This is a genomic window from Streptomyces sp. NPDC005811 (assembly GCF_040630405.1).
Taxonomy (GTDB): Bacteria; Actinomycetota; Actinomycetes; order Streptomycetales; family Streptomycetaceae; genus Streptomyces.
In genome coordinates this window covers 59,025-76,984 of record NZ_JBEXXK010000008.1, presented here as the reverse complement: position 1 = coordinate 76,984, position 17,960 = coordinate 59,025, and the positions used below count along the sequence as shown (strand labels likewise).

The following is a 17,960-nucleotide window of genomic DNA, read 5'->3' as shown; positions in this document are numbered from 1 at the left end:
CGTGCTGCCGGACGGCGACGAACTGGCCGAGGCGCTGCTCGACCTCGGCGTACCGTACGAGGACATCGACGAAGCGGTACGGCTGAGCCGCCGCCTCGCCGCCGACAGCGAGGCCCTGCGGCTGCTGGAGGAGACCGTCGCGGAACTCGTTCCGGAGGCCGACGGGACCGGCGGGAGCGGCCGCTCGACGACGGCGGGGATCCTCGGACCGATCGAGCTGCCCGAGCTCGCGGACACCGCCGGCCCGTACGCCCGCTACTTCCCCCTGTACGTGTTCGCCGCGGCGCTGCCCCGGACGCGGGCCCTGCACCGCGCGCGGGGGGTCCCGGAGCCGGTCAGCCGGCGGACCCTGGCCGACGTCGGACGGTGTGTCGCCCTGCACCGCCGCCGGCACGGCACCGGCGGCGTCCTGAAGGCGGGGTGGCCGACCCTGCACTTCCGCGGTGAGCTCTACCAATTGGGGCGGCTCCAGTTCCAGCGCACCCGTATCGGCGGCCGGACCGGAGCCTCGCTCGCCGCGGCCGGGCTCCCCGTCGGCCCCGGCGACCCGGCGCTCGCCCTGCACGTCCCGGACTTCATGGGCCCGCTGACCGCCGAAGCCGTGGACCGTTCCCTGGCGCTGGCCCGGGAGTTCTTCCCCCGCCACCACCCCGAGGAGCGGTACACGGTGGCGACCTGCGCTTCTTGGCTCCTCGACCCGCAGTTCAAGCGCTACCTGCCCGCGGACTCCCACATCGTCCGCTTCCAGGACCGGTTCCGTCTCGGCCCCCCGCCGGCCGAACCGGAGGATGCGGTGCCCGTCCGCTTCGTCTTCGGCACCACCGACCGGCCCTGGGAACGGCTGCCGCGCGACACGGTCCTCCAGCGGGCGGTCCTGGACCATCTGCGGGAGGGCGGGCACTGGTTCGTCGGACACGGTTGGCTTCCGCTCTGAACCGGGCGGTTTCCGCTGCGACATGGTCGGTTCCCGCTGCGACACGGTCGGCTCCCGCTGACACGAACGGGTGAACCTGTGCGAGAGAGGAACGGCTGACCGAGAGCGGGCCGTTGGGCGGGCATGCGACTTGAGATGCGACACGGATACGCGGGCACGGGCCCCGGAGCGATCACCCCGGACGGCTGCGCGGTCGAGCTCTACTCACGGCTGCCGGTGCGGGACGAACCCGACGTCATCGCCGCGGCGGTGCCCGCCGGCGCGCACATCCTCGAACTGGGCAGCGGAGTCGGCCGCGTCACCCACGCCCTCGTGGACCGCGGGTTCACCGTGACCGCGGTGGACGAGTCCCCGGACATGCTGGAACGCGTCCGGGGCGCGCGCACCTTATGCGCCTCCATCGAGGCCCTCGACCTGGACGAGACCTTCGACGTGGTGCTGCTCGCCTCCTTCCTCGTCCACAGCGGTGACATCGAGGTCCGCCGGGGCATGCTCCGCGTCTGCGCCCGGCATCTGGCCGACGGAGGGTGCGTCCTGATCCAGCGTGAGGGCGCCGACTACCACACCGGCCTGCCCCGCGAACGCGTCGACCCGACCGGCTTCACCCTGCGCATGGTCTCCTCGGAGCCGATCGGCGACGGCGTCCACTCCGTCCACGCGGAGTACGTGTTCCCGGACGCCACCTGGACCCAGACCTTCCTCGCCCGCCCCCTCACCGAGGAACAGTTCGAGGAGGCGCTGGCGGAGGCGGGTCTGAAGGTCGACCGGTATCTGACGGAGGACGGGATCTGGGTGAGAGCGGTGCGGTCGGATCGATGACGACGGGCGGTCGGCGGCGCGTACGGTGGAGGCATGGCTGCGGCACACCGCGTCGGTCCCACGGGTCCCACCGAACTCGCAGGTCCCACCGATCTCGCCGGTCTCGATCGGCAGGTCGTGGGATGCCGGGCGTGTCCCCGGCTGGTGGAGTGGCGGGAGGAGGTGGCCGCTGCCAAGCGGGCGGCCTTCGCCGACTGGACGTACTGGGGCCGCCCGGTGCCCGGCTTCGGTCCGCCGGACGCGCGGCTGCTGATCGTGGGGCTCGCCCCGGCGGCGCACGGTGGCAACCGCACGGGCCGTATGTTCACCGGCGACCGCTCCGGGGACGTCCTGTACCGGGCGCTGTACGAGGTGGGGCTCGCCTCGCAGCCCACCTCCGTCTCCGCTGATGACGGGCTGCGGCTGTACGGGGTCCGGGTGACCGCTCCGGTGCACTGCGCACCGCCCGCCAACAAGCCCACCCCCGACGAGCGGGACACCTGCCGGCCCTGGCTCGTCCGGGAACTGCGGCTGCTGCGGCCGACGCTGCGCGCGGTCGTCGTCCTCGGCGGATTCGGCTGGCAGGCCGCGCTGCCCGCGTTCGCCGAGGCGGGCTGGGAGGTGCCCCGTCCGCGGCCGGCGTTCGGGCACGGGGTACGGGTGACCTTGGAGAGGAAGGAGGGCCCGCTCGACCTGTTCGGCTGCTTCCATGTCAGCCAGCGCAACACCTTCACCGGCCGGCTCACCCCCGAGATGCTCGAGGACGTCCTGCGCACGGCGGCGGACGCGGCGGGACTGCCCGCGTAGAGGCCCAGAGGCCCCGACGGGGTGGCGGAAATCGGCGCGACCCCGGTCTGCCGTCCCAACTAGGGTGCCCGGATGAGCCTGTATCCGGAGATCGAACCGTACGACCACGGCCTGCTCGACGTGGGGGACGGCAACCGCGTGTACTGGGAGACCTGCGGGGATCCACGGGGCAAGCCGGCGCTGGTGCTGCACGGAGGGCCGGGGTCGGGGGCGAGTGCGTGGGCGCGCCGGCTGTTCGATCCGCAGGCGTACCGGATCGTGCTGCTCGACCAGCGGGGGTGCGGGCGTTCCACGCCGCACGCGAGCGCGTACGACACCGACATGAGCGTCAACACGACGGCCCACCTCATGGCGGACCTGGAGCTGCTGCGGGAGCGGCTCGGCATCGAGCGATGGCTGGTGTGGGGTGTGTCGTGGGGGTCGGTGCTGGGGTTGCGGTACGCGCAGACCCACCCCGGCGCGGTGAGCGAACTGGTGCTGACCGGGGTGGCGTCGGGATCCGACGCCGAGGTGGAGCTGCTGACCCGGGGGCTCGGGACGTTCTACCCGGCGGCCTTCGAGGAGTTCCTGGGTGTGCTGCCGGAGGGGGCGGCGCGGGAGGGGAATCTGCCCGCCGCCTACAACCGGCTGCTGGAGTCGCCCGATCCGCAGGTGCGGGAGCGGGCGGCGCGGGCGTGGACCGACTGGGAGACGGCGATCATCCCGGCGCCGCCGCGTTCGGTGGAGCGGTACGAGGATCCGGCGTTCCGCATGGGGTTCGCCCGTACCGTCACGCACTACTGGGGCAACGGGCACTTCCTCGGCGAGGAGGGGGAGGAGGGGGTGGTCCTGCGCGACGCGCATCTCCTCGAGGGCATCCCGGGCACCCTCGTCCAGGGCAGCCTCGACTTCGGCAACCTCGTCGGAGTCGTCTGGCGGCTCCACCATGCCTGGCCCGGCAGCGAGCTGGTGGTGGTGGACCAGGTCGGGCACAACGCGAGCGCGCCCGGCATGACGCAGGCGCTGGTGGCGGCCACCGACAGGTATGCCCGTCGCTGACCGCCCACCCGCGCGCGCCGCCCTAGGTCACACGATCCGTGCCGCCGCCACCGGACGCTCCGCCACCGGCCAGGTGTTCGTCGACCGGGCCGAGTTGACGCTCCAGCGGTAGCGGGAGAACTCGCCGGTGGTGTCGGAGGCGTAGAACATCATGTGGCCGATGCCGACGCCCTCGAAGTTCTCGCCGTCCACGTCGCTGACCATGCGGGTGTCGGGGTACGCGGGGTAGTTGGTCCGGCCGTACACGCCGTGCGGTTCGGCGGTGCAGTCGACGACCTCGACGGCGTACTGGGTCTCGCCGCTGAAGTCGGCCACCCCGCTGAAGACGCCCTTGACCTCGCGGACCATGACGATGTGTCCGGTGTTGTTCTCGACCGTCCCCAGGTAGTCGACCGCGATCAGATCGCCCGGCTGCAGGTCGGTGACCTTGCGGATGTGCTGGAAGCGGGGGCCGCCGGTGCCGTCGGCGAAGGCCTTGCGGTAGTCGGCGGCCTCGGGGATGCGGTCCTGGAACCACTGGCGGAAGTAGGCGTCGTCGGCCCAGCCGTAGGTGTGCCGGAGCACCCAGGTGACGAAGGACGAGCAGCGGGCGTGGGCGGTCCAGCTCGTCAGGTCGTCGGGGGTGCCCCAGGTCAGGGTCGAGGGGGCGTCGATCAGGTAGACGTTGTGGGCGCGTGCCGTGCGCCCGCTGATCAGGGAGACCTCGTCGGCGGTGAGGGCGCGGCCGTAGGCGCGGACGTCGTCGGTCGCGCCCTTGAAGCGGTTCACGTAGGCGCCGTCCCAGCGGGCCCGGCCGATGCCGAAGCCCTGGCCGGCGGCCCAGGAGAGGGCCGTGTCGGCGCTGCCTTCGAGGCTGCCGTCCACGTAGAGGTGGATGCGGGTGCCGTCCCAGACGCCGGTCAGATGGGTCCAGCGACCGGGGACGGCGGCGGTGGTGGCGAGAGCGGAGACCTTGGTGCTCTGGTCCTCGGCGCGCACCTTGAAGGCCCAGGTGGCGGCCGTGTCGTCGTACTGGAGCAGGAAGCGGCTGCACCGGGTGCCGTCCTGGCTGACGGCGGTGTACATGTTCGCGGGGTCGGCGTCGGGGGCGAGGCGTACCCAGGCCGAGACGGTGAAGGGGGCGGTGGTGTCCAGGACGGAGGCGGTGGCGGCGTACGCCCCGGAGGTGCCGTCCAGGCCGAGCTCGCCGCCGGCCCGGAGAGCCGACCAGGTCGCGCCGGTGCCGAGGGTGAGGGGCCGGTCGCGGCCGGAGCGGTCGGCGCCCGAGCCGTCCAGCGGCCAGTGCCCGGCGAGGCCGCCCGGCAGATGGCCGGCGGCCAGCAGCCGCTGGTACTGGACCATCCGCTCGGCCTCCAGGAGATGCGGGGCGGCGACCGGGGTGAACGGGGTGCCGAGCGGGGCGTCGGCGGCGGCGTTCCCCGCGCCGCCGATCACGCCGGTCATCGCGCCCGCCCCCACGAGTGCGGCTCCGCTCAACAGCCCGCGTCTGCTGACCATGGTCCTTGTTCTCCTCCCGTTGGGTGTCCGACCCGGGGAGTCTATTCGGACGGTTGTTCGGGAGGGGGGTCGCCGAAGAGATGCCGCACGCTGGAGCGGTGGTTGGCCTGGACGTGACGCAGGGCGTGGGTGCGGGCCCGCTCGGGGTCGCCGGAGGCGATGGCGTCGTACAGCTCCCGGTGTTCGGTGAGGAGCAGGGGCCACTCCTCGTTCCGCCGGGTGAGCCAGCGCATCCGCCCGTCGACGGGTTCCATGACCGAGATCAGCAGGCTGTTGCCCGCCATCGCGAGGATGGCGTCGTGGAAGCGGGTGTTGACGTCGGTGATCGTCTCGGCGTCGTCGGCGGCGGTCGCGGTGGCCGCCTGGTCGAGGAGATCGCGCAGTTCGGCGAGGGCCTCCGGGGTGGCGCGGGCGGCGGCCAGCCCGGCCGCGTACACCTCCAACGCCTCCCGCAGCTCGAAGAGTTCCTTGACGTCGTCGGGGGTGAGGCGGCGGACGACGGTGCGGCGCGCCGATTCGAAGAGGACGAAGCCCTCGGCGACCAGGGACCGGATGGCCTCCCGGACCGGCACCCGGGAGACACCGAACCGTTCGGCCAGTTCGCGTTCGACGAGCCGGTCACCGGGGCGCAGGCGGCCCGCGATGATGTCCTGCCGCAGGGTGGCCAGGACGCGTTCGCGCACCGCGCCGAGGGGTTCGATCTTCGCCGTGGGGCTCATGGGGCCATCTTCGCCGACCCGGGGGTGCTTTTACGGAGCCGTAACGGGACGGACATCGGTCACAACGCTTGACGGGAGGACCATGACCGCAGTTTGGTATACCAAACGAGGATTCCGCATCCGGCGTTCCCCCTCCTGGAGGCCCCCGTGTCCCTCGCCGACAGCGCCGAAGCCACCGGCGCACCCGCGTTCGTCCCCGATCCCCGGCTCACCAACGAAGACCTCGCCCCCGCCGAGAAGCGGAACTGGAAGGTCTTCGACCTCTTCGCCATGTGGATGTCCGACGTCCACAATCTCGGCAACTACACGTTCGCCGCCGGTCTGCTGATTCTCGGCATGAACGTCTGGCAGGTCTTCACCTCCCTCCTCGTCGGCTTCGTGCTCATCTACATCGGCATGAACTGGATGGGCAGGATCGGCCAGCGCCACGGCGTGCCCTTCCCGGTCGTCAGCCGGATCAGCTTCGGCGTCTGGGGCGCCAACATCCCCGCCCTCATCCGGGCCGTGATCGCCATCATGTGGTACGGCATCCAGACCTATCTGGCGTCCGTCGCGGTCAACGTCATGCTGCTCGCGGCCTGGCCGGGACTGGAGTCCTGGACCCACCACTCCTTCCTCGGCCTCGACGCCCTCGGCTGGGTCTCGTTCGTCTCCCTCTGGCTGATCCAGGCGCTGATCATCAGCCAGGGCATGGAGTCGGTCCGCAAGTTCCAGGACTTCTGCGGCCCCGCGATCTGGCTGGTCATGATCGCGCTGGCGGTCTGGGTGCTGTCCAAGGCCGGCTGGACCATCTCGCTCACCACCACCCCGCACCCCGTCTCCGTGGGCGAGCAGTGGCGCCAGTGGTTCGGCGCGATCGGACTGATCCTCGCCACCTACGGCACCCTGATGCTCAACTTCTGCGACTTCTCCCGCTTCGCCCCCGACTACAGGACGGTCCGGCGCGGCAACTTCTGGGGCCTGCCGATCAACTCGACGGCCTTCGTGGTCGTCTCGGTGATCGTGACGGCCGGCTCGCTCGAGGTGTTCGGCGAGGCCATCACCGACCCGGCCGAACTGGTCGCCAGGGTCGGCAACACCTGGGTGATGGTCCTGGGGGCGTTCACCTTCGCCGTCGCCACCATGGGCGTCAACATCGTCGCCAACTTCGTCTCCCCGGCGTACGACCTCGCCAACGTCTGGCCGCAGAAGATCAGCTTCAAGGTCGGCGGCATGATCAGCACGGTCGCCGCGCTGGTCGTCACCCCCTGGAACCTCTTCTCCAACCCGACCGTCGTCAACTACTTCCTCGGCGGCCTCGGCGCCTTCCTCGGCCCGCTGTTCGGCGTGATCATGGTCGACTACCACCTGGTCAAGCGCGGCAAGGTCGACGTGAACGAACTCTTCGACGCCACCCCCGGCTCCCGCTACTACTACCGCAAGGGCGTCAACCCCAAGGCCCTGTGGGCGTTCCTGCCCTCCGCCGCGGTCGCGGCCGTCCTCGCCCTGGTGAAGACCTTCAGCGACATCGCCCCCTACTCCTGGTTCATCGGTACGGCCCTCGCGGCCGGCCTCTACGTCCTGCTGACCCGCACCGAGCGGGCGGCCGTCCCCGAACAGCCCACGGAGGTCTGAGAAGCGTGCGGAACGTACGGATCGTCGTCACCAACTGCAACACCACGCAGGAGATGACCGAGGAGATCGTGCGAGGTGCCCGGGCCGCGGCAGGCCCGGGCACCGCCGTGCGCGGCCTCACCCCCGCGTGGGGACCGGAGTCGGCGGAGGGCTGGCTCGACAGCTACCTCTCGGCCGCGGCCGTCATCGACCTCCTGCGCACCTACGACGGCCCGCCCTACGACGCCGTCGTCATGGCCGGCTTCGGCGAACACGGCCGCGAGGGCGTCCGGGAGCTGGTCGACGTCCCCGTCGTCGACATCACCGAGGCCGCCGCCCACCTGGCCTGCCTCCTCGGCCGCCGCTACGGCGTCGTCACCACCCTGGAGCGCTCCTGCGGCCAGATCGAGGACAGCCTCGAACTCGCCGGCGTCGGCCGCAACTGCGCCGCCGTCGTCGGCACCGGCCTCGGCGTCCTCGACCTCGGCGACGCGGAACGCACCGAGGCGGCGTTCCTCACGGCGGCCGAACGCGCCCGCGACGCGGGCGCGGAGGTCCTGGTCCTCGGCTGCGCCGGCATGACGGGCCTCCAGACGACGGTGTCCGAGAAACTGGGCCTCCCGGTGGTGGACGGCGTGGGAGCCGCGGTGAAGCTGGCGGAGTCCCTGGTGGCCCTGAACCTGACGACGAGCCGCACGGGAAGCTTCGGCCGACCGGTGCCGAAGAGGCGGGTGTGGGGGACACCCTGAGCGCGACGCCACCGGGGCACTGACGGCGATAACCGTTCGACACCGGCCGTGCCGCGCCGCCACCCTTGCCTCCCGGAGCACCTCCGCCCCCCACCTCAACCACCTCATCCCGTCCCACCGCCGTCACCGTGACTTTCGGGAGACCGATGCCCGTGCCCGCCCAGAGCGACGCCGAGTTCCTCGACACCACCGCCGACCGGCTCGCCGCGCTCCCCACGGTCCGGGCCGTGGCGCTCGGTGGGTCGCGGGCCGAAGGGACGCATCGGCCCGACAGCGACTGGGATCTGGCCGTCTACTACCGGGGGGCCTTCGATCCCGGCGATCTGCGGGCCGTCGGCTGGGAGGGGGAGGTGTCGGAGGTCGGCGGGTGGGGCGGCGGAGTGTTCAACGGGGGTGCCTGGCTGACCGTCGACGGGCGGCGGGTCGATGTGCACTACCGGGACCTCGACGTCGTGGAGCACGAGTGGGCCGAGGCGGAGCAGGGGCGGTTCCGGGTCGAGCCGCTGATGTTCCATCTCGCGGGGATCCCCAGCTATCTCGTCGTCGCCGAGCTGGCCGTCGACCGGGTGCTGCGCGGTGAGCTGCGGCAGCCCTCGGTCTATCCCCGGGCGCTCCGCCGTACCGCGCCCGAGCGCTGGTACGGCACCGCCCGCGCCACCCTCGACTACGCCAGGGCCGCCCACGCGGCCGCCGGCCGGCGCACCGAGGCCGCCGGGGCGCTCGCCGTGGCGGCGGCGCAGGTGGGGCACGCGGTGCTGGCGGCGCGCGGGGAATGGGTGACGAACGAGAAACGGCTGCTGGAAAGGGCGGGACTGCGACGGGTCGACGAACTCGTCGCCCTGCTCGGGATTTCCGAATCCGACGGAATCGCGGACGCACTCGGGCGAGCCGATTCCCTCTTCGGGGAATGCGTGCGGGAGGCCCTCGTCCATCAGATGCTCGAATAATCGGTGGAGAGGACGGAGTTGGCGTTGCTACCTTCCTTCCCGTGGCGAAACTCAATCAGATCATCGCAGTCGAGAAGGGCATCAAGTCCAAGGCTCACCAGGACCTGACCGCGGCTCATCACGGGCTGCAGAAGCCCGCGCTGCTGGCCGGTATCTCCCGTACCTACCAGCCCAAGGACGAGGAGGGCGAGCAGCTGCCGCCCGAGTCGACGCGGGTGCAGGTGCAGGCCGAGGACGTGCTGCGGGAGACCGCGGCCACCCTGACCCGCCTGTTCGACGTGACCGCCACGAAGGACTGGGCCAACTGCACCGCCCGCGCCGACGTGAAGGTGGACGGACGGGTCCTCGTCGCCGACGCCCCCGTCTCCTACCTGCTGTTCCTGGAGAAGCAGCTCGTCGACCTCAACACCTTCGTACGGAAGCTGCCGGTCCTCGACGCCTCCGAGGCCTGGGTCGAGGACCCCTCCACCGACGCCTGGAAGACCGAGCCGGTGCGCACCCTGCGGACCAAGAAGGTGCCCCGCAACCATGTGAAGGCGGAGGCCACCGAGAAGCACCCGGCGCAGGTCGAGGTGTACTACGAGGACGTGCCGGTCGGTTACTGGACGACCGTGAAGTTCTCCGGAGCGCTCCCGGCCCGCCGGGTCAACGAAATCCTCGCCCGCGTGGAGAAGGTGCAGCAGGCCGTAAAATTCGCGCGGGAAGAGGCGAACGGCGTCGAGGTCGTCGACCAGCGGATCGGTGACGCGGTATTCGGTTACCTCTTCGAGTAACCCATTGCAGACCCCCCGGCCCACAGCGGCCGGGGTGCGCGAGGAGCGCAAGCTGAAACTGAAGCCTGTCGTGAGGATCACCAATAATAGGTGATCACTGAATCTCAGACTCTCGCTCCAGACTCAGCATTCGCCGCCGATCGCCGGATCGACCGGGCCCAGGGCCCCGGACGTCGAAGTGCTGGTTCAAGTCCAGCCCGCGCAGCTCGATGCGCGGTGGTCCAAAGGCAGGACGCGACGACATCAGACTCACCTGGGTCCTCAAGCGTGCCGGCGTGCCCCATGGGCGGCATCGACAGGGGCCGGGGGCAGGCTACGCCTCCGGTCCCGCTCCCGTTCCCCGGCATTGCGTTCATAAAGAAAGCGGGATCCGGGCCGGCCGTCACCTCGCCGCAACGCAACCGCCCCACGATCCCCGGAACCACCCCCTACCGTGGACACCACAGCACACCGCTGACCGCCCCGGCCGCCGTCGCCCGAAGGCACACCCGCCCTCGACACGACAGGAGCCCCGTGTCCCCGCGTTCCGCCGGCGCCGCGCGCACCGTCCCACCGCCCTGGCTCGCCCACGCCCTGCGTGCCCAGCGCGGACCCGTCCCCTGGAGCGCGGTCACCCGCGGCGCGCTCGCCGCCGGACCGCTGCTGACGGCCGCCGTCCTCACCGGCCGTGCCTCCCTCGGGGTCGTCGCCGCCATCGCCGCGATGCTCGCCGGGATCAACGACCGGCCCGGCAGCCGTCGGGCCGCCGTCAGACGGCTCGGCGCGCCCGCCCTCGCGGGAGCGGGCGGAATGCTCGTCGGGACGTACGTCGGCGACCAGGTGGGCGCCCTCGCGCTGACGGCCGTACTGACCGCTCTCGGCCTGCTCGCCGGCGCGATGAGCGCCATCGGCCCCGTCGCCTCCGGCGCCGGGACACAGCTGCTGGTCGCGGCGGCCATCGGCGCCGGGATGCCGGTGCCCGAGGCCGGCTGGACACGCGCCCTCGCCTTTCTCGCCGGCGCCGGCTGGCTGCTCGCGCTCCGGCTCGCGCTGCCCACGCCCGGCGCCCTGACCGGTGACTTCCGCTTCGACGGGGAGCGCGCCGCCGTCTCCGGGGTGTACGACGCCGTCGCCGACCTCCTCGACGCCACCGGCACCTCCCGCGCCACCGCCCGCCGTGCCGCCCTCACCGCCGCCCTCGACCACGCCCAGGACGCCCTCACCGGCCCCCGACTGCGCCGCTTCGCCAGCTCCGCCGCCGAACGGCGCCTGCACGCCCAGTACGCCGCCGCCCTGCCCCTCGCCGAGGCCGCGACCGCCCTCGCCTGGGCCGGGGACGCCGTCTCCGCCCGCGCCGCCGAAGGCCCCCGACGGCTCGCCGCCGCCGTACGCGACAACACCCCCACCGGGCCGCTGCCCGCCCCCTCCCGGTCCGCGCCCGCGCTGCGCGCCCTCGACGACGCGCTCCTGCACGCCGCCGAGGCCTTCGACCAGGGCGGCGGAGGCGATCTGCACACCCGCCGGCGCAGCCCGCGCGATCTGCTGCGGACCGCGTTCGGGGCGGGCGGGCGCGAGTACGGCCTGCGGGTCGCCCTCTGCTTCGGGGCCAGCGTGGCCATCGCCCAGGCCCTGCACCACTCCCACTGGTACGGGCAGCACACCCACTGGTACTGGCTGCCCGCCACCGCCGTCTTCCTCGTCAAGCCCGACCTCGGACCGCTGGTGTCCCGGGTGCTGTGCCGGGCCGCCGGGACCGTGCTCGGCGCGCTGCTGTTCGCCGCGTTCGCCGCCGTGCTGCCCCGGCCGGAGGGACTCGTCGCGCTGGTCGCCGTCTGCGGGGCGCTGATCCCCGTCTCCACCCGGCACTTCGCCGCGCAGACCGCCGTCGTCACCGTGCTCGTGCTGTCCCTGGTGATGGTCGGCGGCGAACCGCAGGCCTCCGTCAGCCGCATCGCCGAGACGCTGCTGGCCTGCGCGATCGTCATCGTCGTCGGGCATCTGCCGATGCCGGGGGAGCGCGGCGGCCAGGTCCGCGCCCGGCTCGCCGCGGCCACCGGCGCCGCGCACACCTACCTCGGCCATGTCCTCGACGGCCCCGACGGCCCCGACGACCGCGCCGTCCGCTGGACCCTGCGCCGCGAGGCCTACCGCACCCTCGCCGAGGCCCGCACCGCCATCGCCCTCGCCGCCCATGAACTGCCCGCCCTCGCCCGGCACACCGAGGGCACCGACGAGGTCGCCGCCCTCCTCGAACGGCTCGTCGACACCACCACCGCCTGCGCCGTCCACCTCGACGACACCGGCCGCCTCAGCCCCGGGCACCGGGCTCAGCTCGCCGAACTCCTCGGCGCGCTCGCCGTACGGAGGGAACGGGTGGGGCTGACCGCTCCGGTGCGGGTGCCGGTGCTGCCGCTCGCAGGCTGAACTCCTTGCCCGAGACGCCGTGCCGGAGGAGCCGAGAGGGAGGGGGAGGTGCCGCGATGTGCCGTCGTCGGGTGCGGCGCCGTCGTGGCCGGTCGCGCAGTTCCCCGCGCCCCTTCAGGGCGTCCCGTCAGCCGATCCGCACCCACACCGGGGCGTGGTCCGACCCCGACTCACTGCGGTGCGCCGCCGGATCCGCCCCGACCGACGGCAGCCGTAGTACCCCCTCGGCCCCCGGTCCGCCGCCCGTCCCCGCCTCCGCCACCCGATGGACCAGCCGATGGCTCGTCAGGATGTGGTCGATCAGCTCACGGCGCCCCGAGTCGATCCGCGAGTAGCGCCGGTCGATGGGGATCAGCGGGGCCACGTCCCACAGCCGGGCCGCGTCGCCCTTGTCCGGTGTCTCGAAGCCGGGCGTGCCGATCTCCGAACCGGGCGGACCGAGCGGGATCTGGGTGGTCGCCGCCCGCACCTCGTCGTTCAGATCGCCCAGCACCGCCACATCACGCGCCCGGCCGTCCCCGGCCAGCAGCTCCTCGGCGAGCGCCCGCAGCGCCGTCGCCTCCGCGGCCCGGCGGTACAGGGCGTACGCGCCGTAGCGGGCCCGTTCGCCCTCGTCGCGCGGGAAGAAACGGTCACCCGGATACGACAGCAGCTTGGACTTCAGATGCGCCACCGCCACCCGCAGCGGCCCCGCCTCCGTCACCGTCTCCACCGCCAGGAACCCGCGCCCCGCCCCGTCCGCGACCGCGCCGGAGTCGTCCGACTGCACCGGCCGCACCCGCGGCGGGAACGCGCGCGTGTCCGCCAGCACCTCCAACGGCGTCCGGCTGATCACCCCGACCCGGATGCCCCGGCCGTCCGGCAGCGCGGAGAGCGCCGTGTGCCAGGTGCCGCCCACCGCCTCCAGCAGGTCCGCCAGCGCCTCCGGCTCCCCGACCTCCTGCACCCCGAGCACCCCCGGGTCCAGCGCGCCGACCACGCCGGCGAGCGCCGCGAGCTTCGCCTCGTACGCCGCCTTGTCCTTCGGGCCGAACGGCCCGCCGGGCCGGTACAGGTTCTCCAGGTTCCAGGTGCCGAGGAGCATGCCGGGATCCCTCCGGGAGGTGTCGTGCCGCCAGCGTGCCCGGCCGCCGCGCACGACGACAGGGCCCCGACACGATGCGGGCCACGGCTCGCACGAGGGCACGACACCGGCCTACGTCGACACGATGACCCCCTCTCCGCCGCCCGCCCCGGAAAAAGCCCCGCACGCGAAAAACTCCCGGCGCCGCCGATGAGTTCCGCACCACCCGCCGGTCACCCCTTCGAGTCGACCGCTGTACAGGAGGGGCCCATGGCGCATCCGGAGCTTCCGGGACTGCCGGAGATCGTGTCGCGTGCCGCATGGCGCGCGGCACGCGCGGAACTGCTCGCCGAGGAGGAGGCGGTGGCGCGCGCACGCGAGGCGCTGACCGTGCGACGACGGCGCCTGCCCATGGTCGAGATCGGCACGGAGTACGTCTTCGAGGGCGACGCCGGCAAGGCGACCCTGCTCGACCTCTTCGACGGGCACGGGCAACTCGTGCTCCACCACTTCAGGTTCGCGCCGGAGTGGGAGGAGGGCTGTCCCCACTGCTCGGCCTTCCTGGACCAGCTCGGCCACCTCGCCCACCTCCGGGCGCGCGGCGTCTCCTTCGCGGCCGTCTCCCGGGCGCCGTATCCGCGCCTGCTCCAGTTCAAGGCGCGCATGGGCTGGATGCTGCCCTGGTACTCGTCGTACACCAACGACTTCAACCGCGACTTCGAGGCCACCCGGGAGCAGGACGGCGCTCTCGTCGAGCGGCCCGGCCTGAGCTGCTTCCTGCGGGACGGCGACCGGGTCTTCCACACCTACTCGGTGCACGGCGACGGCCTCGACGGGCTCGGCTCCCTCCCCGGCCTCCTGGACCTCACCGCCCTGGAACCGCCGGCCGGCGCCCCCGTCCGCCATCACGACGCGTACGACCTCTGACACGTGCCGTGCCGGAGATGTCCGGAACGTGACCGGATCCTCACGGTCCGCGCCGAACCCGTGTCAACTACGTCTCAGTAACGCAACCGAGCGAGCTTCCCGGCCTCCGGAAGGCGTTAACTCCTACGAGTACGACGCTTCCTGGAGGTCCGAGATGGTGAACGGGCGAACCGTGATCGAGCGCTTCCCCGCGGGCGGGCCGCGCGGATCGTGGCCCGCGGAGGAGTTCGCGCACGCACGCCGCATGGAGGGACTGGCCGCCGAGGTCGTCATGGACCTCGCGACCGACACCTTCCTGGTGATCGTCCGGGGCGGCGACGCCACGGACTGACCCTCAGCCGACGCTCGACGTGGGCGCCGCGGGGCTGAACTGTTCCGCCTGGAGCGCGTACAGCTCCGCGTAGACACCGCCGCAGGCCAGCAGCTCGTCCGGGGTCCCGGACTCCACCAGCCGGCCCTGGTCGAGGACGTGCACCAGATCCGCGTGGCGCACCGACGCCAGCCGGTGCGTGATCAGGACGACCGTCTGGCCGCTGCCCGCCAGCGCACGGATCTTGTCGAAGACCTCCAGCTCCGCACGGGCGTCCAGGGCCGCCGTCGGCTCGTCCACGATCAGGATGCGGCCACGCCGGAACGCCGCCCGCGCGATGCCGAGCCGCTGCCACTGGCCGCCGGACAGCTCGTGCCCGCCGCTGAAGTTCCGGGCCAGCAAGGTGTCCAGACCGCGCGGCAGATCCCGGACCACCTCCTCGGCGCCCGCCTGCGCGACCGCGTCCGCCAGCCGCTCCTCCGTCAGCGGCGCCGACGAACGCCCCACCGCCACGTTCACCCGCGCGGTGAACGGCCACCGCTTGAAGTCCTGCGCCACCATCGCGATCCGCTCCGCGAGCTGGTGCCGGTCCGCGTCCGCCGCGTCCACGCCGTCCCACAGGATCCGCCCCCGGTCCGGCCGGTACAGCCCGGCCAGCAGCTTCACCAGCGTCGTCTTGCCGGACCCGTTCTCCCCGACCAGCGCGACGATCCGGCCCAGCGGGAGGGAGAGCGTGACGTCCTCCAGGGCGGGCCGGGCCGACTCGCCCGGATAGCCGAACGTGACGTTCTCGAAGCGGATCTCCCGCGGATCCTCCGGCAGGGCCGCCCCGCCCACCGGGATCGCCCGCTCGGCCGCCTCGACGTACAACCGCTGGAGATCCCCCACGAACAGGGCCTCCTCGTGCAGCTGGTTGACCTCCAGGACCAGCGTGTTCAGGCTCGCCGAACCGCTGCGGATCGCGATCACCGCGGTGCCCGCCACCGCCAGCGCCATCGTCCCGGTGAGCAGCAGCCCGCCGAGCGTGGCGTACGTCCCCAGCGTCGCCAGGCCCGTCCAGGTGGCCGCGAACAGCCCGGTGCGGGCGGCGAGCCGGGCCAGCCGGGCCTGCTCCGCCTCCGCGGTCTCCGACATCGCCCGGAAGTGGCGCAGCAGGAACGGGCCGACCCCGTGCACCCGGATCTCCGGCGCCGCCTCCGGCTCGGTGAGCAGGGACGCGATGAGATGCCCCGCGCGCGCGTGCTGCACCCACGTGTGGAACGACTCGTAGCGGCGCCGCGCGTTCGTCAGCGCGCTCCAGGCGCTCGGCAGCGTCATCGTGATCAGCAGCGGCAGCAGCAGCGGATGCAGCACCGTCAGCACACCGGCCGCCGCCACCAGCGAGATCATCGCGTTCACCACGCGCGTGCCGTACATGATCATCCGCCGGGCGGACGAGGCGCCGTACTGCGCGGTGTCCAGCAGCTTGTGGAAGGCGTGGTCCTCGATCGCGGCCAGCTCCACCGCCGCCGCCCGTTCCAGGTACAGCTCGGTCGCCACCCGCTCCACCTTGGGCTCCAGCCGCCCCGTGGCGTACGTGGACGCGGCCCGCAGCAGCGCTCCGACGAGGAGGACGACGGCCATGACGACCAGGGCGGGAAGCGCCCCGCGCAGCCGGTCCTCGATGGGGCCGCCGCCGATCAGCCGGCTCAGCACCGAGTTCACCGCGAGCAGCCCCACGGCCTGGGCCAGGCCTCGGCCGACCTCAGCGGTCAGCACGGTGCGGGCGGCCCGCGGGTCGGCCTGCCGGGCCAGCCGCAGACTCACGCCCAGCAGGGAGGGCAGCCGGGTCACCATCGCGCGGAAGGTCAGCTCCAGGAAGGCGTCCCGGTGCTGGTTCCAGCCCATGTCGTAGCGGAGCGGGCCGCCGAAGAGCAGCCGCTCGGACTCGGAGACCTCGCGGTCGTCGGGCCCTTTCGGCTTCGGCGCCTCGTCGGTCGCCCCTGTCGCTCCTGTTGTTCCTGCGGCTCCCGTTGTTCCTGTGGCTCCCGTCGCTCCCGACTCCCCTGACTTCCCCGCCTGCCCCACCTTCCCCACCTCTGCGCCTCCCGCGATCGTGGACGAACGGCCACTATCCCGAGAGGCGACGGGGCAGGACAGGGCGCGGGACGCGGAAGCGGGATGCGCGGGGGCGTACGCCGGGGGTGGCGGGGCAGGGGTGGCCGGAGGGGGGCGGGAGGGGCGTGGGAGGGGTGCTAGGCGCTGATCGGACGGGACCAGGTGGGCGTCGTGCCCGTGAGGCGGCACAGGGCCAGGTAGAGCGGGATCGGCGGGGTGTACGGGAGTGTGCCCTCCGGCCGGTGGACGAGATCCGGGGCGGGCAGCGACTCCGGGACGATCGCGCCGGGCGTGTAGCGCGCGGGGGCGGGCCAGTCCAGGGCGTAGTCGGAGTCGGACGGGACGAGCCACCACCAGTGCGCCTCGTCGGCGTAGATGCAGCCCACGCGGGGCAGGCGGGGCATGAGCAGCGGGCCGATACCGGCCGGTACGGCCACGGCGTCGCAGCCCAACGGGGCGATCATGCCGTCCGGCACGGTCAGCCGGCGGGGAGGCTCCGGGACGGGGCCCAGGTCGCGCCGCAGCCGGACGAGCGTGTCGAGGGAGCGCACCGGCCTGCGGCCGGGCGCGCCGCTCATGCCCTCCCTCGCTCTCGGCTTCTCTCGAACCGAGCGAGCCCCGAACCGCCCCCGACGCCGGGGAACGGGAGCGGGACGGAGGCTTCACCGACGGACGGGACGGGGGTGGCGGCGCCGACGGGAGTGGCGGGGGCCACGGGGACGGCTGGAGCGGGGGAGCGGCCGGTGGAGTGGCCGGTCGCCTGGTGCTGGGGTGGGATGCGGTGGTCCGGGCCTCGCTCGTCCGCGCGGAGGGCGTCGGCGGTGCGGTGCTCCGGGGCGCGGTGATCCTGTGCGCGGTGGGCCGGTGCGCAGTGGTCGGGCGTGCGGTGATCGGCCGTGCGGTGATCTGTCGCGCGGTGGTTCAGCGGACCGTGACCGTGGCTGTGGCTCACGCAGGTGTGGCCCAGCGGCGCGTGCCCGAAGGCGGTCTGGTCCAGGGCGTGGTGGCTCGGGCCCTGGTGCTCCAGGACGCAGAGGTCGGACACCCGCTGCTCCGGGGTGCGGCGCTCCGGGCCGAAGGGGTTGGCCGCGCGCTGCTCCGGGCCGTGGTGCTCCTTGGCCGGGGGCCTGCCCGGGTTCTGGCCGGGCTTCGGCATACCGGACGGGGCCCGGCGCATCAGCTCGGCCGCGTACGCCTCCGCCGCACCGCGCGAGGGTGCGGGACGCGGCACCGGGGCGGAACCCTGCGGTCCACGATCGCGACGGGCCTGGTCGCGGTCGGCTTGCTCGCGGCGGGACCGCTCCG

Annotated in this window: 17 protein-coding genes; 11 read left to right on the top strand and 6 right to left on the bottom strand. The window is 73.1% G+C overall.

Annotation, left to right across the window (positions count from 1 at the left end):
• The first annotated feature begins 1 nt into the window (after position 1).
• The 4 genes from ABZ490_RS10965 to pip all read left to right on the top strand — a co-directional run bounded on the left by ABZ490_RS10965 (position 2) and on the right by pip (position 3,577).
• On the top strand, positions 2-934 hold the full coding sequence (locus ABZ490_RS10965; RefSeq protein WP_358987603.1) for an acyltransferase domain-containing protein: 933 nt from the start codon (positions 2-4) through the stop codon (positions 932-934).
• A 135-nt stretch (positions 935-1,069) separates the two neighbouring features.
• Positions 1,070-1,753, top strand: coding sequence for a class I SAM-dependent methyltransferase (locus ABZ490_RS10960; RefSeq protein WP_358987599.1), 684 nt, complete (start codon positions 1,070-1,072; stop codon positions 1,751-1,753).
• Between the two features lie 33 nt (positions 1,754-1,786).
• On the top strand, positions 1,787-2,539 hold the full coding sequence (locus tag ABZ490_RS10955) for a uracil-DNA glycosylase (RefSeq protein WP_358987596.1): 753 nt from the start codon (positions 1,787-1,789) through the stop codon (positions 2,537-2,539).
• 72 nt (positions 2,540-2,611) lie between these two features.
• Complete coding sequence (pip, locus tag ABZ490_RS10950) at positions 2,612-3,577, top strand: prolyl aminopeptidase (protein WP_358987593.1); 966 nt, start codon at positions 2,612-2,614, stop codon at positions 3,575-3,577.
• A gap of 27 nt (positions 3,578-3,604) precedes the next feature.
• On the opposite strand, the gene ABZ490_RS10945 is transcribed toward pip, so the two are convergent.
• On the bottom strand, positions 3,605-5,074 hold the full coding sequence (locus tag ABZ490_RS10945) for a LamG domain-containing protein (protein WP_358987590.1): 1,470 nt from the start codon (positions 5,072-5,074) through the stop codon (positions 3,605-3,607).
• Between the two features lie 41 nt (positions 5,075-5,115).
• Entirely contained in the window at positions 5,116-5,793 is a 678-nt protein-coding gene (locus tag ABZ490_RS10940) for a GntR family transcriptional regulator (RefSeq protein WP_358987587.1), read from the bottom strand.
• A gap of 147 nt (positions 5,794-5,940) precedes the next feature.
• Between ABZ490_RS10940 and ABZ490_RS10935 the strand changes: the two genes are divergently transcribed.
• From ABZ490_RS10935 to ABZ490_RS10915, 5 genes are all read left to right on the top strand, one after another.
• Positions 5,941-7,407 (top strand): NCS1 family nucleobase:cation symporter-1, encoded by a 1,467-nt coding sequence (locus ABZ490_RS10935; RefSeq protein ID WP_358987584.1) that lies wholly within the window; start codon positions 5,941-5,943, stop codon positions 7,405-7,407.
• 5 nt (positions 7,408-7,412) lie between these two features.
• Complete coding sequence (locus tag ABZ490_RS10930; RefSeq protein WP_358987581.1) at positions 7,413-8,135, top strand: aspartate/glutamate racemase family protein; 723 nt, start codon at positions 7,413-7,415, stop codon at positions 8,133-8,135.
• Between the two features lie 146 nt (positions 8,136-8,281).
• A complete protein-coding gene (locus ABZ490_RS10925) occupies positions 8,282-9,082 on the top strand; it encodes a nucleotidyltransferase domain-containing protein (RefSeq protein WP_358987578.1) in 801 nt (266 codons plus the stop codon).
• A gap of 41 nt (positions 9,083-9,123) precedes the next feature.
• Complete coding sequence (locus tag ABZ490_RS10920) at positions 9,124-9,855, top strand: hypothetical protein (RefSeq protein WP_358987575.1); 732 nt, start codon at positions 9,124-9,126, stop codon at positions 9,853-9,855.
• Between the two features lie 513 nt (positions 9,856-10,368).
• On the top strand, positions 10,369-12,258 hold the full coding sequence (locus ABZ490_RS10915; protein WP_358987572.1) for an FUSC family protein: 1,890 nt from the start codon (positions 10,369-10,371) through the stop codon (positions 12,256-12,258).
• A gap of 127 nt (positions 12,259-12,385) precedes the next feature.
• Here ABZ490_RS10915 and ABZ490_RS10910 read toward each other — a convergent pair whose 3' ends face one another.
• Entirely contained in the window at positions 12,386-13,342 is a 957-nt protein-coding gene (locus ABZ490_RS10910; RefSeq protein ID WP_358987569.1) for an endonuclease/exonuclease/phosphatase family protein, read from the bottom strand.
• Between the two features lie 249 nt (positions 13,343-13,591).
• Between ABZ490_RS10910 and ABZ490_RS10905 the strand changes: the two genes are divergently transcribed.
• Both ABZ490_RS10905 and ABZ490_RS10900 read left to right on the top strand, forming a co-directional pair.
• Entirely contained in the window at positions 13,592-14,248 is a 657-nt protein-coding gene (locus ABZ490_RS10905; protein ID WP_358987565.1) for a DUF899 domain-containing protein, read from the top strand.
• A 154-nt stretch (positions 14,249-14,402) separates the two neighbouring features.
• Entirely contained in the window at positions 14,403-14,579 is a 177-nt protein-coding gene (locus tag ABZ490_RS10900) for a hypothetical protein (RefSeq protein ID WP_358987562.1), read from the top strand.
• A gap of 3 nt (positions 14,580-14,582) precedes the next feature.
• Here ABZ490_RS10900 and ABZ490_RS10895 read toward each other — a convergent pair whose 3' ends face one another.
• From ABZ490_RS10895 to ABZ490_RS10885, 3 genes are all read right to left on the bottom strand, one after another.
• On the bottom strand, positions 14,583-16,445 hold the full coding sequence (locus ABZ490_RS10895) for an ABC transporter ATP-binding protein (RefSeq protein ID WP_358988029.1): 1,863 nt from the start codon (positions 16,443-16,445) through the stop codon (positions 14,583-14,585).
• A gap of 347 nt (positions 16,446-16,792) precedes the next feature.
• Positions 16,793-17,233, bottom strand: a complete 441-nt coding sequence (locus tag ABZ490_RS10890) for a hypothetical protein (RefSeq protein WP_358987559.1) — start codon at positions 17,231-17,233, stop codon at positions 16,793-16,795.
• Positions 17,230-17,886 (bottom strand): hypothetical protein, encoded by a 657-nt coding sequence (locus ABZ490_RS10885; RefSeq protein ID WP_358988049.1) that lies wholly within the window; start codon positions 17,884-17,886, stop codon positions 17,230-17,232. The genes ABZ490_RS10890 and ABZ490_RS10885 overlap by 4 nt, the downstream gene beginning before the upstream one ends.
• Between the last annotated feature and the right edge of the window lie 74 nt (positions 17,887-17,960).